Genomic DNA, 16,337 nt, shown 5'->3' on the forward strand with positions numbered 1-16,337 from the left:
CACGGGACCGCCGCCGGACCACCCCGCGCACGTCCCCGAGATCGCCGCCGAGATGCACCCGCCCCGGGGGCCCCGGAGAATGGACACCGTACGGGGTCCCTGTCCGCGACCGAGGGCGCTCCCGACGGCGTCCGACCCGGCAAGGGGGTCGACGATGCCGCTGCGCCAGCCGAACCGGCCGCTCGCCGCGACCGGGACACTGCGCCGGTGGACCCTGCTGTACGTCCTGGCCGTCGTGCTCCTGACGATCGCCTATCTGCGGTACCCCTCCCGCCACACCGCCCTGTGGGCGCTCATCGGACTCGGCGGCGTCATCGCCATCCTCGTCGGCATCCGCCTCCACAAGCCGTCCCGGCGCTGGCCCTGGCTCGTGCTCGCCGCCGCCAACCTCACCTTCGTCGGCGGCGACACCGCGTACAACGCCCTGGAGGCCTTCTTCGGCCAGACGCGGCCCTTCCCCTCCGTCGCGGACGCCCTGTACCTGGCGACGTACCCCCTCTTCGCCGTCGGCCTGTTCGGCTTCATCCGCTACCGGGCCGTCGGCCGTGACCTCGGGGTCGTCCTCGACGCGCTGATCCTCACCTCGGGCCTCGCGCTCCTCTCCTGGGTCTACCTCATCACCCCGCTCGCCCGGAGCGAGGAGATGAGCTGGACCGAGAAGGCCATCTCCATCGCCTATCCGCTCGGCGACGTGCTGATGCTGGCGATGCTCGCCCGGCTCCTCGTCCCCGGCGGCCTCAGAACCCGGTCCGTACAGCTCCTCACCCTCGGCACCTGCGGCATCCTCGCCTCGGACGTCATCTACGTCACCCTCCAGCTCAAGGGCACCTGGCAGGTCGGCACCCCCCTCGACCTGGGCTGGGTCGTCTTCTTCACCGCCTGGGGCCTGGCCGCCCTCCACCCCTCGATGACGCTGCTCACCGAGCGCGCCCCCGAACCCGCCCCGCGCGTCGCCGAGCGGCGCCTCGCGCTGCTCGCCGGCGCCTCGCTCGTCGCCCCCGTCCTGCTCCTCCTCCAGTCGCTGCACCAGGACCGGGACGAGGACATCGCCGTCATCGCGATCTTCTCCGCGCTGATGTTCCTCCTCGTCCTCGCCCGGCTCTGGGGGATGATGAACGACCACGGCAAGTCCGAGTCGCGCGAACGCAGTCTCCGGATCGCCGCCGCGTCCCTCGTCGCCGCCCTCAGCCCCCGCGAGGTCGGCGGAGCCGTGGAGACGGCGTCCGCGACGCTCTTCGGCCCCGGCACCGGCCACCGGGTCCTCCTCCTCACCCGCGACCGGCGGGGCGACCTCAACGCCGTGGCCACCGCGAGCCACCCCTGGAGCTGCCGTACGGGGGAACTGACCCACCACGGCACCGACGAGCCGCCCAGGCCCACGCCCGAACCACCCCGGGCACCCGCCGGCGACTCGCCCCTCGATCCGCCGGACGGGCCGCCCCCGCCCCCCGGCCCCGCCTGGCCCGCGGCCGTCGCCGGAGGCACCCGGCTCGTCCCCGTGGCCCGGCTCGACGCCGCCGTCGCCGCGGAGCTCGCCCCCGAGCCGTACGCCCTGCTCTGCCCCCTGCGGCTCCAGGCCGCCGCGGGAGCCGAACCGCTGCTCGGCGTCCTGGTCCTCGCGGGACCCGAGAAGAAGCTCGCCGAGATCTCCGGACCGGCCCAGTCCCTCGCCTCCCAGGCGGCCCTGGCCCTCGAACGCTTCGCGCTCAGCGAGGAGGTCAACCGCCGTACCAGCGAGGCCTACTTCCGCACCCTCGTGCACAACACCTCGGACGTCATCCTCATCGTCGACGACGACGACACCGTCCGCTACGCCAGCCCCTCCGCCGAGAGCATGTTCGGCCGCTCCCTGCTCCAGGGCACCCCGCTCACCGACCTCGTCGCCCCCGCCGACGTACCCGCCGCGCTCCGCGTCCTCGCCGACGCGCGCTCCCGGGGCGCCGTCGACGCCCGCGACGACTGGAAGCTGCTCCACGGCGGCTCTGCCGATCTGGAGGTCGAGGTCCGCTGCAGCAACCTGCGCGACGAGCGCACCGTCCACGGCCTCGTCCTCACCCTCCGGGACGTGACCGAGCAGCGGAAACTCGAACGGGAACTGACCCACCGGGCGTTCCACGACTCCCTCACCGGGCTCCCCAACCGCGTCCTCCTGCTCGAACGGGTCGAGCGCGCCCTGCTCCGGGGCCGCCGCGAATCCACCCTGACCTGCATGCTCTTCGTCGACCTCGACGACTTCAAGGTCGTCAACGACACCATGGGGCACTCCGTCGGCGACGAACTCCTCGTCGCCGTCGCCCGCCGCCTCACCTCCGTGCTGCGGCTCACCGACACCGCGGCCCGGCTCGGCGGCGACGAGTTCGCCGTCCTCATCGAGGGCGCCCGTGAACCCCGCGACGCCGAGGCACTGGCGGCGGAGATCGTGCACACCCTCAGCCAGCCGTTCCACCTGACCGACGGAGCGGTCTCCGTCTCGACCAGCGTCGGCATCGCGACCGTGCTCGACAGCGCCCACGCCGAGGAACTCCTCGGCCACGCCGACCTCGCCCTGTACGCGGCCAAGGCCGCCGGCAAGAAGCGGTGGCGGCTCTTCCACCCGGAGTTCCACTCGCGGCTGGTCGCCCGGCACGAACTCCAGGCGGGCATGGACACGGCCATCGCGGACCACGCCTTCGCCCTGCGCTACCAGCCGATCGTGGAGGTCAGCGGCGGGGCCCCGGCCGGTCTCGAAGCACTGATCCGCTGGCCGCACGCCCGGCGCGGCCTGGTGCCGCCCGACCAGTTCATCGCCCTCGCCGAGGAGAGCGGCCACATCATGCCGCTGGGCGCCTGGGTCCTCGAACACGCCGCGCTCGACATCGCCCGCTGGCAGCGCGCCCGCCCCGGCCGGGCCCCCCTGTACGCCAGCGTCAACGTCTCCGCCCGCCAGTTCCGCGACCCCGGCTTCCTCGAGGGCGTACGGCGCACCCTGCGCTCCTCGGGGCTCGCGCCGGGCTCGCTCGTCCTGGAGCTCACCGAGACCGTCCTCATGCGCAGGGACGCCCAGATCCGGACCACCATGGCCGCCCTGAAGGACCTCGGCGTCTCCATCGCCATCGACGACTTCGGCACCGGGTTCTCCTCGCTGAGCTACCTCCGCGAGTTCCCCATCGACGTCCTCAAGGTCGACAAGTCGTTCATCGACGACATCACCACCGACCCGCAGCAGGTGGCGCTCGTCGAGGGCATCGTCCGCATCGCGGACGTACTCGGACTCCAGGTCGTCGCCGAGGGCATCGAGCACGAGGAACAGCGGGCGCTCCTGGCCGAGATGGGCTGCCGGTACGGGCAGGGCTATCTCTTCGCCCGGCCCATGACCGCCCACCAGGCGGAGTCGTACCTGCACCGCGCGCCGTCCGGTGCCGAGCGCCTCGCGGTCCGTCCCCCGGCCGGCGTCGGTGGCTCCGTCCGGCCCTCCGTCCGGCTGTCGGCGAGGGGCCCCGCCCGCCCGTCGGCCGGCGCCGCCGTCCGCCCGTCCGGCACCGTACGGCACCCTCCGCGCTCCTCCCGCTGGCGCGACCTGGAGCACCTCCAGCACACCAGCCGGATGTGCGACGCCGTCATCGACGAGATCGACGGCCGCCGCATCCGGGTCGGCGACGACTGGCTCGTCGACTTCGCCTCCTGCAACTACCTGGGCCTCGACCTCGACCCGACGGTCATCGCCTCGATCGAACCGCAGGTCAGACGGTGGGGCACCCATCCCAGCTGGTCCCGTCTCCTCGGCAGCCCCCGGCTCTACCCCCGGATCGAGGAGCGGCTCTCGGAACTCCTCGGCGCCCCCGACACCCTGCTGCTGCCCACCATCACCCTCATCCACCAGTCGGTGATCCCGGTTCTCGCGGGCACCGGGCAGGTCTTCGTCGAGGCGCAGGCCCACCGCACCGTGTACGACGGCTGCGTCGTCGCCCGGGGGCAGGGCGCCGAGATCCACCGCTTCCACGCGGAACGGCCCGGGGAACTGGCGTCGCTGCTGCGCGGCGCGCCCGCCGACGCCGGCCGGCTGGTCTGCATGGACGGCGTCAACAGCATGACCGGCAACTTCCCCGACCTGCCCGGCCTGGCCCGCGTCTGCCGGGAGAACGGCGCCCTCCTGTACGTCGACGACGCCCACGGCTTCGGCGTCATCGGTGAGCGCAGCCCCGGAGAGAGCAGCCCCTACGGCACCCGAGGCAACAGCATCGTCCGCCACCTCGGCGAGACCTACGAGGACCTGGTCCTCGTCGGCGGCTTCTCCAAGGCGTACTCCTCGCTCCTCGCCTTCCTCGCCGTCCCGAAGTGGCTCAAGGACCATCTGAAGGTGGCGGCCGCCCCGTACCTCTACTCGGGGCCCTCGCCGACCGCCTCGCTCGCCACCGCGCTTGCCGGACTCGACGTCAACGAGGAACGCGGCGACGAGATCAGGGCCCGGCTGTACGCCATGACGGCCCGCCTCCTCGCCCACGTCCGGGGCCTCGGGGCCGCCACCCCCAACACGGACGGGCTGCCGATCGTCGAGATCCCCCTCGCGGACGCCGCCGACCTCGACGCCGTCGCCGCCTTCCTCTGGAAGCACGGCATCTACGTCACGCTCGCCGCCTACCCGCTCGTCCCGCGCGACCGCGTGGGCTTCCGCATCCAGGTCACCGCGGCCAACACCGACGCCGAGATCGACCGGCTCTGCGAGGTCCTCACGGAACTCGCCGGACGCTTCCGGCTCCGCCCCGCCCGCCCCGTCGCCGCCGGCCGGACGGCGGAGAAGTGAACGGCGGCGAGGCGAACGCCGGAGACGTGAACGGCGGTGACGCGAGGGGTCGCCGTGCGTCGCCCCCGGCGGCCGCGACCCGGGTGCGCCGCAACCGCGACGCCGACTGGGACGCCTGGCCCGTCGCCGACTACCTCGCCGAGAACTACCGGCGGCTCCACCCCTGCGACATCGCCGTCATCCGCCACCACGCCGCCGTCTACCGGCGCCACGCCCCCGGCAGCCTGGACCGCACCCTCGAACTCGGCGCGGGCCCGAACCTCTACCCGCTGATGCTCGCGGGCGCCGCGAGCCGCCGCGTCGACGCCCTCGAACCGGGCGCCGCCGGCGCCGACTACCTCCGCCGCCAGCTCGACCGGGGGCCCGACGAGAGCTGGCAGCCCTTCTACGCCCTGTGCCGCTCCCTGGTCCCCACGCTCCCGGCCACCCTCGCGGAGGCGCTCCGCCCGGTGCGGGTGGTGCCCGGCACCGCCGCCGACCTCGTCCCCGGCACCTACGACCTGGCCTCGATGAACTTCGTCGCCGAGAGCGTCACCGAGGACGTCGAGGAGTTCGCCGCCCTCTGCGCCGCGTTCGTCGGCGCGGTCCGGCCGGGCGGCCGGCTGATCGCCGCCTTCATGGAACGCATGCCGAGCTACCGCATCGGCACCGGTCCGGTCTGGCCCGCCTGCCCCGTCGACGAGGCCGACCTGCGCGCCGTGTTCGCGCCCCGGACGACCGGGCTGCGGATCGCCCGGGTGGCGAAGGACCTGACGCTGCCCGAGTACGGGGACACCGGCATCCTGCTCCTCGCCGCGGAACGGCCCGTGTGATCCCGCCCCCGGCGCACCTCAGGCGTGGCGCCGGATCGTGGCCGCGTACTCCGCCAGCGAGGACCCCGGCGTCCCGTCGTACAGCTGCCGGTCGAAGGCCCACATCATGCCTTCGAGCCCGCAGGACGCCATCTGCCGGAACGCCGTCTCCGTCACCCCCGGCCGGTACGGGGACACCTGCGGCCCCGCGCTCTCCCCGGCCAGCCGGGTGAAGCCCGCGCTCCTGGCCACCGCCGCCACCCACCGCGCCGAGGACCAGTCGCGCACCGCCGCGTCGTCCGGCGCGGTCACGTCCGTGCGCGCGTCGCCGGGCGAGCAGCCGTTGTCGACGGGGTCGCCCGTGCCGTCCACGAGCGCCGTCGTGACGATCCGCACCGTGTCCCGGTGCTCGATCAGGGGGAGCGTCAGGAAGAAGCCGGCGCCCCGCGCCACGAGCCGGACCGACGGCACGTCGGTGAGCCGCCCGTCGACGGCCGCCCGCAGGTCCGAGGGGTAGAAACCGGCCCCCGGCACGAGGACCTTGAGCTCCCCCGTGTACCCGAGGGAGGTGTACAGGTCGAGCTGCCAGTTCACGCCCCCGGCCAGCGCCCCCGCGTACCAGTCGTACCAGCGCGTCACCTGCTCACGGGTGAACGGCTTCCCGTGGTACATCGCCTCCCCGGGCCGCCATCCCGGATACGGGCTGCTCTCCTGGGCGTGACTGTCGTACGCCCAGAACTCGCCGGGGCCGCCGCCCTCCGACAGCGGCGACGGATAGGCGAACTCGCCGCTCTCGTTGACGCCGATCCGGATCGCCCAGAAGTGGCCGAGCCCGATGAGCCGGTCCACCGCGCGCGCGTAGTCGGCGACCTGCCCCCGCACGGGTTCGCTGAACACGATGTTCGGGGTGCCGGTGGACCGCTCGCCGAACTGGTTCACGAAGACCGACTCGGGGTAGGCGTTCGGCAGCCAGGACGGCGGATGGTTGAGGCCGAGCCCCGCCTCGACGCGCAGCCCCGCCGCCCGGAAGGAGTCGAGCCGGGCCCGCAACTCGCGCGCGTAGCCCTCGTCGTACACGCCCTGCTCCGGTTCGAGCCGCCCCCAGTCGATCTGCAGGTGCGCCACCCGGATGCCGTGCGCGAACTCGGTGCGCGCCCGGTCGGGATCGGTCTGGAGGGTGCCGTACCAGTACGGGCCCGGCGCCGGGGCCGGTTCCCGCCCCGGGTTCCCGTGCCGCAGCACACCGAAGGCCCCCACGAGCAGCAGGAGGACCGCGAGGACCGCCAGAGCGGCCGCCCCGCCCCGGCGCCCCGACCACCTGCGTCCCGTCATGACAGCAGCTCCCGGTAGAGCGCCGCGTAGCGGGCCGCGAACCGTTCGGGGCCGAAGTGCTCCTCGACGAGGGAGCGGCCCCGCTCCGCGAGCACGTCCCAGGACCTCGGCTGGTCGAGCAGCCAGGCCAGCTGCTGCCCCGTGCGCCGGGCGTCACCGGCCGGAGCCCGCAGCACCGCGTGGCCGAAGTCCGCGAACTGCGGGAGGTCGCTGAGGATCGCGGGCCGCCCCGAGGCGAGCGCCTGGAGCACGGTGAGCGGGATGTCCGCCTTGCCGCCGAGCACCGCGGGCGGGAACAGCAGCACATGGACGGAGGCGAGGAGCGCGTGCATGTCGTCGACGTAGCCGAGTACCTCGAAGTCCGTGAGGCCCGAGGCCCCGGCCCGCTCGCGCAGTGCCTCGTCGAGCGCGCCGGGGTCCTGGCCGGGCCGTCCGCGCATCGCGAGGACCAGCCGGAACCGCGCCCCGGCCCGTACGGCCTCCGCCGCCGCGTCGATCGCGATCTCCGCCCCGCCGTCCGGGTCGTGGTGCCCGGCGAACAGGACCGTCGGGAAGCCCTCGGGGCGCGGCAGATACGGCCACGCGTCGAGGCCGATCATCGGCGGCACGACGCGCACGTCCCCGAAGTCCGCTGCCCGCAGCCGTCGTGCCATGGATTCGGAGAGGGCGATCGTGGTCCCCAGCGGCCGGGTGCGGGCCAGGAAGCGGTTGTCCATCACCCCGGGCACCGTGTGGACCACCGGCCGCCCGCCGAGCAGCAGCGGGCGCAGCCACGAGAACGCGGGGAAGGTGCGGCCGATCGTCAGGAAGGCGTGCACCAGGTCGACCCGGCGGGCGAACACGGCCCCGAGGAGCGCGGACTGCACCCGCTCGGGCACGTGCGGCACGCCGTCGCGGGAGAGCAGCCGGACCGGCCGCCCGCGCGTCGGCGGCGCCTGGCGGCGGCGCGGCCACTGGGAGAACCAGACGAAGTCCACGTCCGGCAGGGCGCCGAGGACGTCGGAGGCGAGCCGCACGTCACAGCCCTCCGCCCCGTCCAGCGGACTGCTGGTCAGGAGCAGGACACGGGGCCGGTCAGCGCGACGCATCGCCCGCCTCCGTCACCGGCGGCGCCGGCAGCGGCCCCGCCGTCGGACCGGGCGCCGGGAGCAGCGGCCCCGTCACGGCGGAGCCCGGCACGGCGAGTTCCGTCAGGTCCGGTCCCGGCAGCGGCGCGGGGAGCCGGTACAGGGCGAGGGTGCCGTACGTGGGCCCGTGGAACACGAACAGCGGCCGCAGCCCGTCCGTCAGCCCGCGCACCTCCGCGACCGAGGAACGCCCGTACCCCTGCTGGATGACCCGCCAGGGCACGATGAGGTACCCGGCGTCGTTCGCCGTCCGCTCCGCGGGAGTGACCCAGTGGCCTAGGCGGTAGGTGTCCTCCAGCGCCCAGGTGGTCACGCCCCGGGTCCGCTCGCCGTCCACGGTGACGATGCCGCTGCCCGCCGGCACGTGGGTGAGCAGATACGCCCGGAGCCGGGCGAAGCCGTCGTCGGGCGTCCAGCGGTCGTGGGCGTAGACCGCGGCGGGGGCGGCGAGCAGCGCGACGAGGGCGCCGCACGCCACCAGGCGCAGCCCGCGCCGGTGGCGGGACGGCACCGGCAGGGTGACGGCGAGCGCCACCAGGTTCGGCACGAACAGCAGATAGAGCGCCTGCTCCTCCAGGGTGCCGATGGCGAGCGCGTACCCGAGGGTGAGGATCGCCGCGATGTGGAAGAGGGTCAGCAGCCGGTACACCGGTTCCCGGTGGCGCAGCAGCAGCACGAGGGCCACCGGGGTGAGCGCGAGCAGCAGGTACGTGCTCGCGTAGCCGGGGAGTTCGGCGACGAGCCGGCCCGAGAGGGAGGGCGTGCCCGCGGCGTTGAACCCGGTCTCCTGCACGATCCCGAGGAGCCGCCGCACACCGGAGGTCTTCGCCTCCCAGAAGGCGTCCATGTGCCCGAACCCGGCCACCAGGGCCACGTACACGGCGTATGCGGCGACGGTCACCGAGGCGGTCAGGGCGACCAGCCGGCGGGGTGGACCCCAGCCGAGGGCGAGGGCGGCGAGCAGCGGCAGCACGGCGATCAGCACCGCGTGGTCCTTCGTCAGGATCGCGAGTCCGAAGAACAGTCCGGCGAGCACGGCCCGCGCCCGGGGCCGGGTGGGCGGGTCGGGGCGGGTGAGCCCCACCAGGACCAGCATGCCCGCGAGGACCCACATCATCGTGGCCGTTTCGAGCAGCACCCGGTCGTTCTGGCGGATGCAGAACTGGTCCAGGGCGAAGACCAGGGCGGCGACGGCGCCCGCGCCGCGCGAGCGGACGCGCGCCACCAGGAAGACCAGCAGGGCGGCGGTGACCCCGGCGAGCAGGGCGTTGAGCACCCGGGAGGAGTGCACGCCCGCGATGACGTCGGCGTGCTCCCCGACCACCTTCGTCCAGCCGGCCTCCAGATAGAAGTAGCCGGGCGGGTGGAGGAAGAACAGCCCCTCGTCGTTCCCGGGGAAGCCGCCCGCGGCGGCACTCTCCCCGAGCCTGCGGTAGATCGGCTCGTCGACGAACAGGTCCCCGGCGCGGCTGATCTCCAGGAGGCGCAGGACCGTGGTGAGCACGGCGGCCAGGACCGCGTAGACGTACGTGGGGAGGGGGCCGCGCCGGACGCGCCGGCGCGGACGCGGGGTGGGTTCCGGCGCCGCCGGCCCGGCCCCGACGGCCACGGGTGCGGTGCGCTCGACGGTCATGACACACCTCCGGCGGTGTGGAGCCCGCGGCCGGGGGCCCGCGCGCGGCCCGGATCCGCGGTCCAGGGACCGGACTCGGGCAGCAGGTACACCTCGGGCGCGCGCGGGATGCGGCCCCCGGGGAACAGGGCGTCCGCCTGCGTCCGGTAGCCGCGGATCAGCTCCGCCTTGCGGTCGAGGCCCCGCTCCCAGGTGTGGGCCACGAGCCGGTGCCGGCCGGTGAACCCCGGGTCGGGGTGCGCGTGCTGGTCGTACGGGAAGTCGCTGTAGTACACGACCCGGCGCCCGCAGCGCTCGGCGGCGGTGCGCACCAGGACGTGGTCGGCGTGCCCGCCCACGCCGAGCGGCGCGAGGACGAGCCCGCCGGTGGTGCCCGGCAGCAGGGCGTCGACGGTCGCCCCGACCGCGCGCAGGGTTCCGTCGTCGTGCCCGGAGACCCGGCCGCGGGCGAGGTGCAGGCGGTACGTCGGGTAGACGTGCGTCAGCTCGGGCAGCAGCCGCGAGAGGCGCTCCGTGCCCGGCCGGGGCCGGGGCATCCGCCGGAAGAGACCGTCGACCAGGCCGACGTGACGCCAGCGGACGTCCAGCCGCTCCAGGACCCGCCGGTCCTCCGCCCGCCGCTCGGCGAAGAGGCACTCCGCGTCCTCGGCGCCGGTCTGCTTGAGGTACTGGCGGGCGGAGAGGGTGTACGGCGGTGGCGCGGCCCGGGTGAACAGCGTGGCGACGGTCACGGGCGCCCGCCGCCCCGCCCAGCCGAGCAGCCCGCCGCAGGACAGCACGGCGTCGTCGAGGTGCGGCGAGAGCACCAGGACCGGGACGCCCGATCCGATGACGGTCCGTACGAATCCGGTCAGCGGGTCGTCTGCCATGACGCACCCCTCTTCCTCGGCCGGCGAGGGCCGGCCGGAGTGTCCAGAAGCCGGTGGGCCAGGGCCAGGTAGCGGCCCGTCATCTCGTCCCAGGTGTACCGCCGGGCGGCGAGCCCGGAGCGCCGGCCGAGCCGGCGGCGGAGCGCCGCGTCGGTGGCCAGCTCGTTCATCCGTTCCGCGAGCGCCGCGACGTCGAAGGGCGGTACGGCGACGTCGCCGCCGTCGCGCATCCAGCGCAGCGCGGGCAGGTCGAAGTGGAGGACCGGCTTGCCGTACGACATGGCTTCGAGGGCCACCAGGCCGAAGGTCTCGTGCCGGGACGGCATGGCCAGGAACGCGCTGTCGCGCAGGAGTTGCCGCTTGCGGTCCTCCTCGACGTACCCCACCCAGTGGATCCGGGGCCGGGGCCCGTGCCGGCGGGCGGCGAGGAGCGCGGCCAGCCGGCGTTCCTCCGCCGGGGTGCCACTGCCCGCGATGAGCAGGTCGAGCGGTGGCGCGGCGCGCCCGTACGCGTCGAGCAGCAGGTCGAGGCCCTTGGTCCAGGTGTCGATCCGGCCCAGGAAGAGGATGAACTGCCCGGAGCCGAGGTCGGTCTCGTCGAGCTCGCGCGGCTCCACGCCGTTGGCGATGACCTGGACGTCGGCGCGGGGGCTGAGGCGGCGGACCACCGCGCCGTCGGCCGTGTTCATCACCACGATGTGCCGGTAGCAGCGCAGTCCCAGCCGTTCGACCAGGAAGAACGGGATGTGGTAGCGGCGCCACAGGGCCTCCGCGCTGCGGCCCTGGTCGATGCCGACGACGGGGGCGCCGCCGGTCAGCGGCAGGAAGCTCGTCGAGAACGGGGGAGTGAAGCTCTCCAGCCACAGGTCGTGCGGGATGCGGCGGGCCACGAACGGCAGCATCGCGAGGAACAGCACCTGCCCGGCGCGCGGTCCGGCGCGGCCCACCGGCAGCCGGACGTACCGGATGCCGTCGCGTTCCCCCGAGCCGCCGCTGCGGCCCGCCGTCACCACGGTCACCCGGTAGTCCTCGGCGAGCCGCCGGGCCACCTTGCAGATCACCAGGGCGCCGCCGCCTCGGTAGGCGGGGTTCTCCGCGTCGTCGTAACTGGACAGCACCACGTGCCGCCGGGCGGGACTCCCGGACTCCTCGGGGGTCCGGTCCCGGTCCCGTTCCGCTTCCAGGATCCGGTCGAGGGCCGTCGCCGCCACCAGGGACGGGGGCCGCTCGCCGTCGATCCGCACGATCCGCGAGAGCCGTCGCGACCAGTTCCGGTACCGGCTCCACCAGGCCGTCGGGGGCCCGGCGACCTCCTCCCAGCCCCGGCCGCGGAGGGTGTCGGGGCCGGTCTGCACGAGCAGGGTCAGCCGGTAGCGTGCGGCGATCCGGCGGTAGACGTGCGCCGCCCGCGAGGTCTCGGGCAGGTCGAACTTCACCAGGCCGTCCAGCGGGCCCCGGTCCGTCACGACCACCGCCCGCCGGCCGCGGGCACGCGCGCGCGTACGGGCGAGCAGCTCGGCGGCCGCGATCCGGGCGGCGAGTTCGCCCGCGTCGAGGAACGCGTGGGCGCGGCGCAGCCGGGATCCCCGGCGCTCGGGATCCCCGGCGCGCCGTGCCCACCCGCCCCCCGCCGGTTCCCCCGCTTCTCCCAGCCGAGGCGGAACGACGAACCGGCGGCACAGGAAGCAGCCGTAGCAGTGGGTGCTGACGACGGTCAGACCGCGTGCGTCGAGCAGCGTCGTCAGCCGGCCGACCAGCGAGGACTTGCCCGAGCCGTCGGGTCCGGAGACGGCGACGAGCAGGGGCCGCCGCGGCCCGTTCCCGGTGCCCGTGGTGGTGCGTCCGGCACCCCTGGTGGTCATGGCACCCGCCTCCGCAGTCTCTTCGTCACCACGAGCGGCACCCGGAGGGACGCCTCACGGGTCGCGGCCCGCAGCCGTCGCTCGCCCAGCAGGTGGCCGGTGTGTTCGGCGCCCACCCGCAGGGAGGTCCGTACGCGCAGCGGTACGGGGAGCGGGACGGGCTCGCCCCGGTCCAGGCGCGCCATCGCCTCCACGGCGGTGGCGAGCGCCTCGTGCCCGCCCGTGCTCCAGCCCTCGCGGGCGGCCTCCCGGCTGGCCTCCGCCAGGATGTCGGGGCGCAGGAGGGCCCGCAGGGCGAGGAGTTCGGACAGGTCGAGGGTGAGGTTCTGGAAGAGCGCGTGCGCGAGCCAGATCCGCAGCCGGTCGGAGGGACACGGCATCAGCCAGGCACAGCCGTTCGTCCGGCCGTTCGCGTCCTCGGGCCGTCCCGCGCGGGCGAACAGCTTCTCGGTCGGCACCACCTGCACCCCGAACCACGACACCGAACCGTGCAGATGCGCCGCCGGGCCGGTCGGGGGTTCCAGGAGGACCTTGCTCGTCCGCTCCAGCCAGTACGTCTCCCGGTGCGTGTACCAGCCGGTCAGGGCGGCCTGTGCCGCGCCCAGCCGGCCCGGCGGCACCACCAGGTCGAAGTTGCCGTACACGTAGTCCCCGGCCAGGTCCGCCTTGATCAGGACGGTCGGGATGCCCGCCGCCCGCAGCAGCCGCGTGGACTCGACGAGGTTCCGCCGGAACAGGGCCGTCGCGCGCTCCACCTCGGTGAGGGCGGCGCCCAGCTGACGGGGGTACGCGCGGGCCAGTCGGCCCTCCACCTGATTGCGCCGGGCCGCGGCCAGCGCTCCGAGCAGCTCCTCGTCACCGGCGGGCCGGACCCGGCCCCGCCACACGGCGTCGACGAGAAGCGGCACGGAACGCTCGTCGTGGGCCGCGGCCCGAGCCCCTGGTGTCCCGGACGGCGCCGGCCACGGGGCCGCCGCGGGCTCCGTGCCGTCGCCCGGCGGGATCGTGTCGTCGCCGTTCACGTCGGTCTCCTTTCCTTCGCCGCCCTCGGGTTCCGGCCCGGGGGCCGGACCGCGCCGCCGGCCGAAGAAGCGCCACAGCGCGACCACCGTGATCGTCACCGCGGCGGCGAACCAGGCGACGGTGTACGGGCGGAGCAGCGCGAGGCCGCCGGCGAGGGCGAGGAGCGGCAGGACGACCCGGCCGAACGGCCGGTCCGCCACGCCGAATCCGTGCTGTCGGCCGTGCCGTACGGCGAGCAGGACCAGGGCCCCGACCGTTCCGCACAGCCCGCCGACCGCCATTCCGAGCACTCCGGCCGCGGTCCAGCCGCAGGCCAGGCCCGTGACGTACAGGGCGAGTCCGGCGAGCAGCGTCCGCAGGCACGCGTAGTCGTTGACCGCCTGCGCGAAGGTCACGAGCAGGGCGAGCGCGCCGAGCGCGAGCCCCGACGTCGCCGTGCAGGCCATCAGGGTGGAGACCATCGTGTAGCCGGCCGGGAAGACCCGGGTGATCAGATCGCCGGGCACGGTCGCGGCCACCACGGTCAGCGGCAGTGCCACCGTCAGGTACATCCGCAGCGCGCTCGCCGTCAGCGGATCGCCCGCCCGCCGCCGCGACAGCGCGGGCAGGAAGGCGATCGACACGGCGCCGGCCAGGAAGAGCGGCACCCGTCCCAGCATCACCGCCGCCTGGTAACTGGCCGCCGCCGCACGGTCGGTGGGCAGGATCGCGACGAGCACGATGTCCACGGCCGCGAGCAGCGCCACCACGCCCTGGAGCGAGGCGACGCCCGCCGCGCGGCGCCACAGCTCGCGGTCGGCGGTCAGGGTCCGCCAGGGGCGGCGGGGCACGCCGGGGAACCGGCGCGGCCGGAAGAGGACGTACGGCAGGACGGCGATCCCGAAGGCCGCGAGGGCGCCCGTCTCGCCGAGTCCGAGGGTGGTGACGAGGAACAGTCCGACGGCGAACTTGAGCCCGGCCTCCACGGCGGTGAGCACCGCCAGCGTCCGCAGCCGCTCGGTGCCCTGGAGCCAGCCCGCGCTGACCCGGGTGACATAGACGGCGAGGGTGCTGCCCGCGACCACCAGCGTGGTCGCCGCGCCCGCGAAGCCCGCCGCGACACAGCCCACCACGACCGCGGCGACGGAGCCGCCCGCGACGGCGGTGACGAAGGCGAACCGCACGGCGTCGCCGCGTTCGGCGTCCGAACGGGCCCGTGCGAGGGCCTGCGCCAGCATCCAGGGCACGGTGACCACGGCCACGGCCGAGGCGCACACGACGAGCCCCTGTCCTGCCGCGAAGGTGGCGTACTCGCCGACGTCCAGCAGCCGGGTGAGGACCAGGGTGTACGCGTAGTTGAGGGCGCCGACCAGGACCACCGCGGTCGCGATCCAGCGCGCGCCGTGGACCGCCGTGACCTCGTCCGGGTGAGCGGTGCGCGGCAGGGGAGCGAGGCGCTCGGCGGCGGCGGTCATGACGGCCGTCCGCCCGAGGGGCCCGGCGTGGCGCCCTCGTCGGATCCGGCCGCGCCGAGCAGCACGTCGTGGCCGTTGGCCAGGGTGATGCGGGCCCTCGCGACGGCGGCCTCGGCCACGTCGAGGCGGCTCAGCGCGTTCCACGCCCGTACCTCGTCGCAGCCGTGGAGCAGCAGCCGGAAGGCATCGCCCTCCCGGTGCCAGACATCGGTCTCGCGCAGCGAACTCCGCACCGCCCGTTCGGTGGCGTCGGGGTCCGGCGAGGTGAAGCGGGTGACGACGGACAGGTCGCTCGCACAGCGGCGGGAGCGCCGGTGGCGGTGGATGCGCTGGAGGTCCTCCAGGACGACCTGGGCGAGCCGTTCGGCGCTGGCGTCCCAGGAGAAGGCCGCCGCCCAGGCGCGGCAGCGGGCCGCCGTGAGGTCCCGCGCCTCCGGCGTCGCCAGGGCGTCCAGGGCCTCGGCGATCCCGGCCGCCAGGTCCGTCCCGGGGGCGAGGAGCCAGCCGTTGACGCCCGGCCGGATCGCGTCCCGCAGCCCCGGCACGTCGAAGGCGAGCGCGGGAGTGCCGACGGCGTTCGCCTCGATGACGGCGAGTCCCCAGCCCTCGGCCACCGAGGGCACGACCGTCAGCCACGCCCGGTGGAACAGCTCCTGCTTGCGCTCCTCGGAGACATGACCGTGGAAGACGACGGCGGACCCGATGCCGAGCCCGGCGGCGAGCTTCCGCAGCGACTCGCCCTCCGGCCCGTCCCCGCAGAGGTCGACGCGCAGCTCCGGCGTCCGCCGCAGCAGTCCGGGCACGGCCCGGAGGATCAGGTCGACCCGCTTCTGCGGCACGAGCCGGCTGACCACGGTCAGCGCCGGGGTCGCGGAGCGGCGTCCGGAGGGCGTGGTGAGCGTGGGGTCGGGGCGCCCGTTGGGCACGATGTGGATCGGGTTGCCGAAGCCGAGTTCGCGCCGGGCGCCCTCCCGGGTGGACGGCGACACGACGACCACCGGCCGCCCCCGGTAGACCCGCCGGCTGACCTGCTTCTCCAGGACCCGACCCACCGTGTTCATCGGCCACCGGAACCGGGTGTCGAACTGGTGCTGGTGGACGTGGTGGATGACGCAGATGTCGGCGGTCCACCGGGGCGTGAACAGCGGCGAGAAGAACGGGATCCCGTTCTGGAAGTCGACCACGGCGTCGTACGCGTGACGGTTCCGCAGCAGGTGCGCCGCGGCCGTCGCGTACACGCCGAAGGTCCCGCCGGCGCGTACGACGAGGATCCCGTCGCGGTACTCACGGGCACGCGAGCCGGGGTACCGCGACGAGACGAGGGTGACGTGGGCTCCGGCCGCCGCGAACCGCCGGGCGATCTCCCAGCAGTACGCCTCGGCTCCGCCCGCGTCGGGGTGCGCGGGGTCGCGCCAGTTGAGGAAGGCGAGGTCGGTACGGGCGAGCCGGTCGAGTGCGGTCACGGG

The 16,337-nt window shown here is 74.8% G+C and carries 9 protein-coding genes; 2 read left to right on the forward strand and 7 right to left on the reverse strand.

What is annotated here, in order from left to right:
- Positions 1-154: 154 nt before the first annotated feature.
- Complete coding sequence (locus ASD33_RS22995; protein WP_242427230.1) at positions 155-4,780, forward strand: aminotransferase class I/II-fold pyridoxal phosphate-dependent enzyme; 4,626 nt, start codon at positions 155-157, stop codon at positions 4,778-4,780.
- A gap of 83 nt (positions 4,781-4,863) precedes the next feature.
- Positions 4,864-5,592 carry a hypothetical protein gene (locus tag ASD33_RS23000; protein ID WP_056564542.1) on the forward strand — a complete coding sequence of 243 codons (729 nt, stop codon included), beginning with the start codon at positions 4,864-4,866 and terminating at the stop codon, positions 5,590-5,592.
- A gap of 18 nt (positions 5,593-5,610) precedes the next feature.
- Here ASD33_RS23000 and ASD33_RS23005 read toward each other — a convergent pair whose 3' ends face one another.
- The 7 genes from ASD33_RS23005 to ASD33_RS23035 are packed head-to-tail and all read right to left on the reverse strand — an operon-like array spanning position 5,611 to position 16,334.
- The gene (locus tag ASD33_RS23005; protein ID WP_056563661.1) at positions 5,611-6,903 is read right to left on the reverse strand and encodes a beta-galactosidase; all 1,293 of its coding nucleotides are present in this window, start codon (positions 6,901-6,903) and stop codon (positions 5,611-5,613) included.
- Positions 6,900-7,991, reverse strand: a complete 1,092-nt coding sequence (locus tag ASD33_RS23010) for a glycosyltransferase family 4 protein (RefSeq protein ID WP_056563664.1) — start codon at positions 7,989-7,991, stop codon at positions 6,900-6,902. Before ASD33_RS23010 ends, ASD33_RS23005 begins: the two co-directional genes overlap by 4 nt.
- The gene (locus ASD33_RS23015; protein WP_056563668.1) at positions 7,978-9,663 is read right to left on the reverse strand and encodes a phospholipid carrier-dependent glycosyltransferase; all 1,686 of its coding nucleotides are present in this window, start codon (positions 9,661-9,663) and stop codon (positions 7,978-7,980) included. Before ASD33_RS23015 ends, ASD33_RS23010 begins: the two co-directional genes overlap by 14 nt.
- Positions 9,660-10,532, reverse strand: coding sequence for a PIG-L family deacetylase (locus ASD33_RS23020; protein WP_056563673.1), 873 nt, complete (start codon positions 10,530-10,532; stop codon positions 9,660-9,662). The genes ASD33_RS23015 and ASD33_RS23020 overlap by 4 nt, the downstream gene beginning before the upstream one ends.
- Complete coding sequence (locus tag ASD33_RS23025) at positions 10,514-12,394, reverse strand: glycosyltransferase family 4 protein (RefSeq protein WP_056563675.1); 1,881 nt, start codon at positions 12,392-12,394, stop codon at positions 10,514-10,516. The genes ASD33_RS23020 and ASD33_RS23025 overlap by 19 nt, the downstream gene beginning before the upstream one ends.
- Positions 12,391-14,871 carry a hypothetical protein gene (locus tag ASD33_RS23030; protein WP_056563678.1) on the reverse strand — a complete coding sequence of 827 codons (2,481 nt, stop codon included), beginning with the start codon at positions 14,869-14,871 and terminating at the stop codon, positions 12,391-12,393. Before ASD33_RS23030 ends, ASD33_RS23025 begins: the two co-directional genes overlap by 4 nt.
- On the reverse strand, positions 14,868-16,334 hold the full coding sequence (locus ASD33_RS23035) for a glycosyltransferase family 4 protein (RefSeq protein WP_056563681.1): 1,467 nt from the start codon (positions 16,332-16,334) through the stop codon (positions 14,868-14,870). The genes ASD33_RS23030 and ASD33_RS23035 overlap by 4 nt, the downstream gene beginning before the upstream one ends.
- Between the last annotated feature and the right edge of the window lie 3 nt (positions 16,335-16,337).

Source organism: Streptomyces sp. Root1304, from assembly GCF_001426405.1.
GTDB lineage: Bacteria > Actinomycetota > Actinomycetes > Streptomycetales > Streptomycetaceae > Streptomyces.

Bases quoted from the DNA above. Each gene is read 5' to 3' on its own strand.
- ASD33_RS22995 (WP_242427230.1), top strand. From the start codon at position 155: ATGCCGCTGCGCCAGCCGAACCGGCCGCTCGCCGCGACCGGGACACTG.
- ASD33_RS23005 (WP_056563661.1), bottom strand. From the start codon at position 6,903: ATGACGGGACGCAGGTGGTCGGGGCGCCGGGGCGGGGCGGCCGCTCTG.
- ASD33_RS23010 (WP_056563664.1), bottom strand. From the start codon at position 7,991: ATGCGTCGCGCTGACCGGCCCCGTGTCCTGCTCCTGACCAGCAGTCCG.
- ASD33_RS23015 (WP_056563668.1), bottom strand. From the start codon at position 9,663: ATGACCGTCGAGCGCACCGCACCCGTGGCCGTCGGGGCCGGGCCGGCG.
- ASD33_RS23020 (WP_056563673.1), bottom strand. From the start codon at position 10,532: ATGGCAGACGACCCGCTGACCGGATTCGTACGGACCGTCATCGGATCG.
- ASD33_RS23025 (WP_056563675.1), bottom strand. From the start codon at position 12,394: ATGACCACCAGGGGTGCCGGACGCACCACCACGGGCACCGGGAACGGG.
- ASD33_RS23030 (WP_056563678.1), bottom strand. From the start codon at position 14,871: ATGACCGCCGCCGCCGAGCGCCTCGCTCCCCTGCCGCGCACCGCTCAC.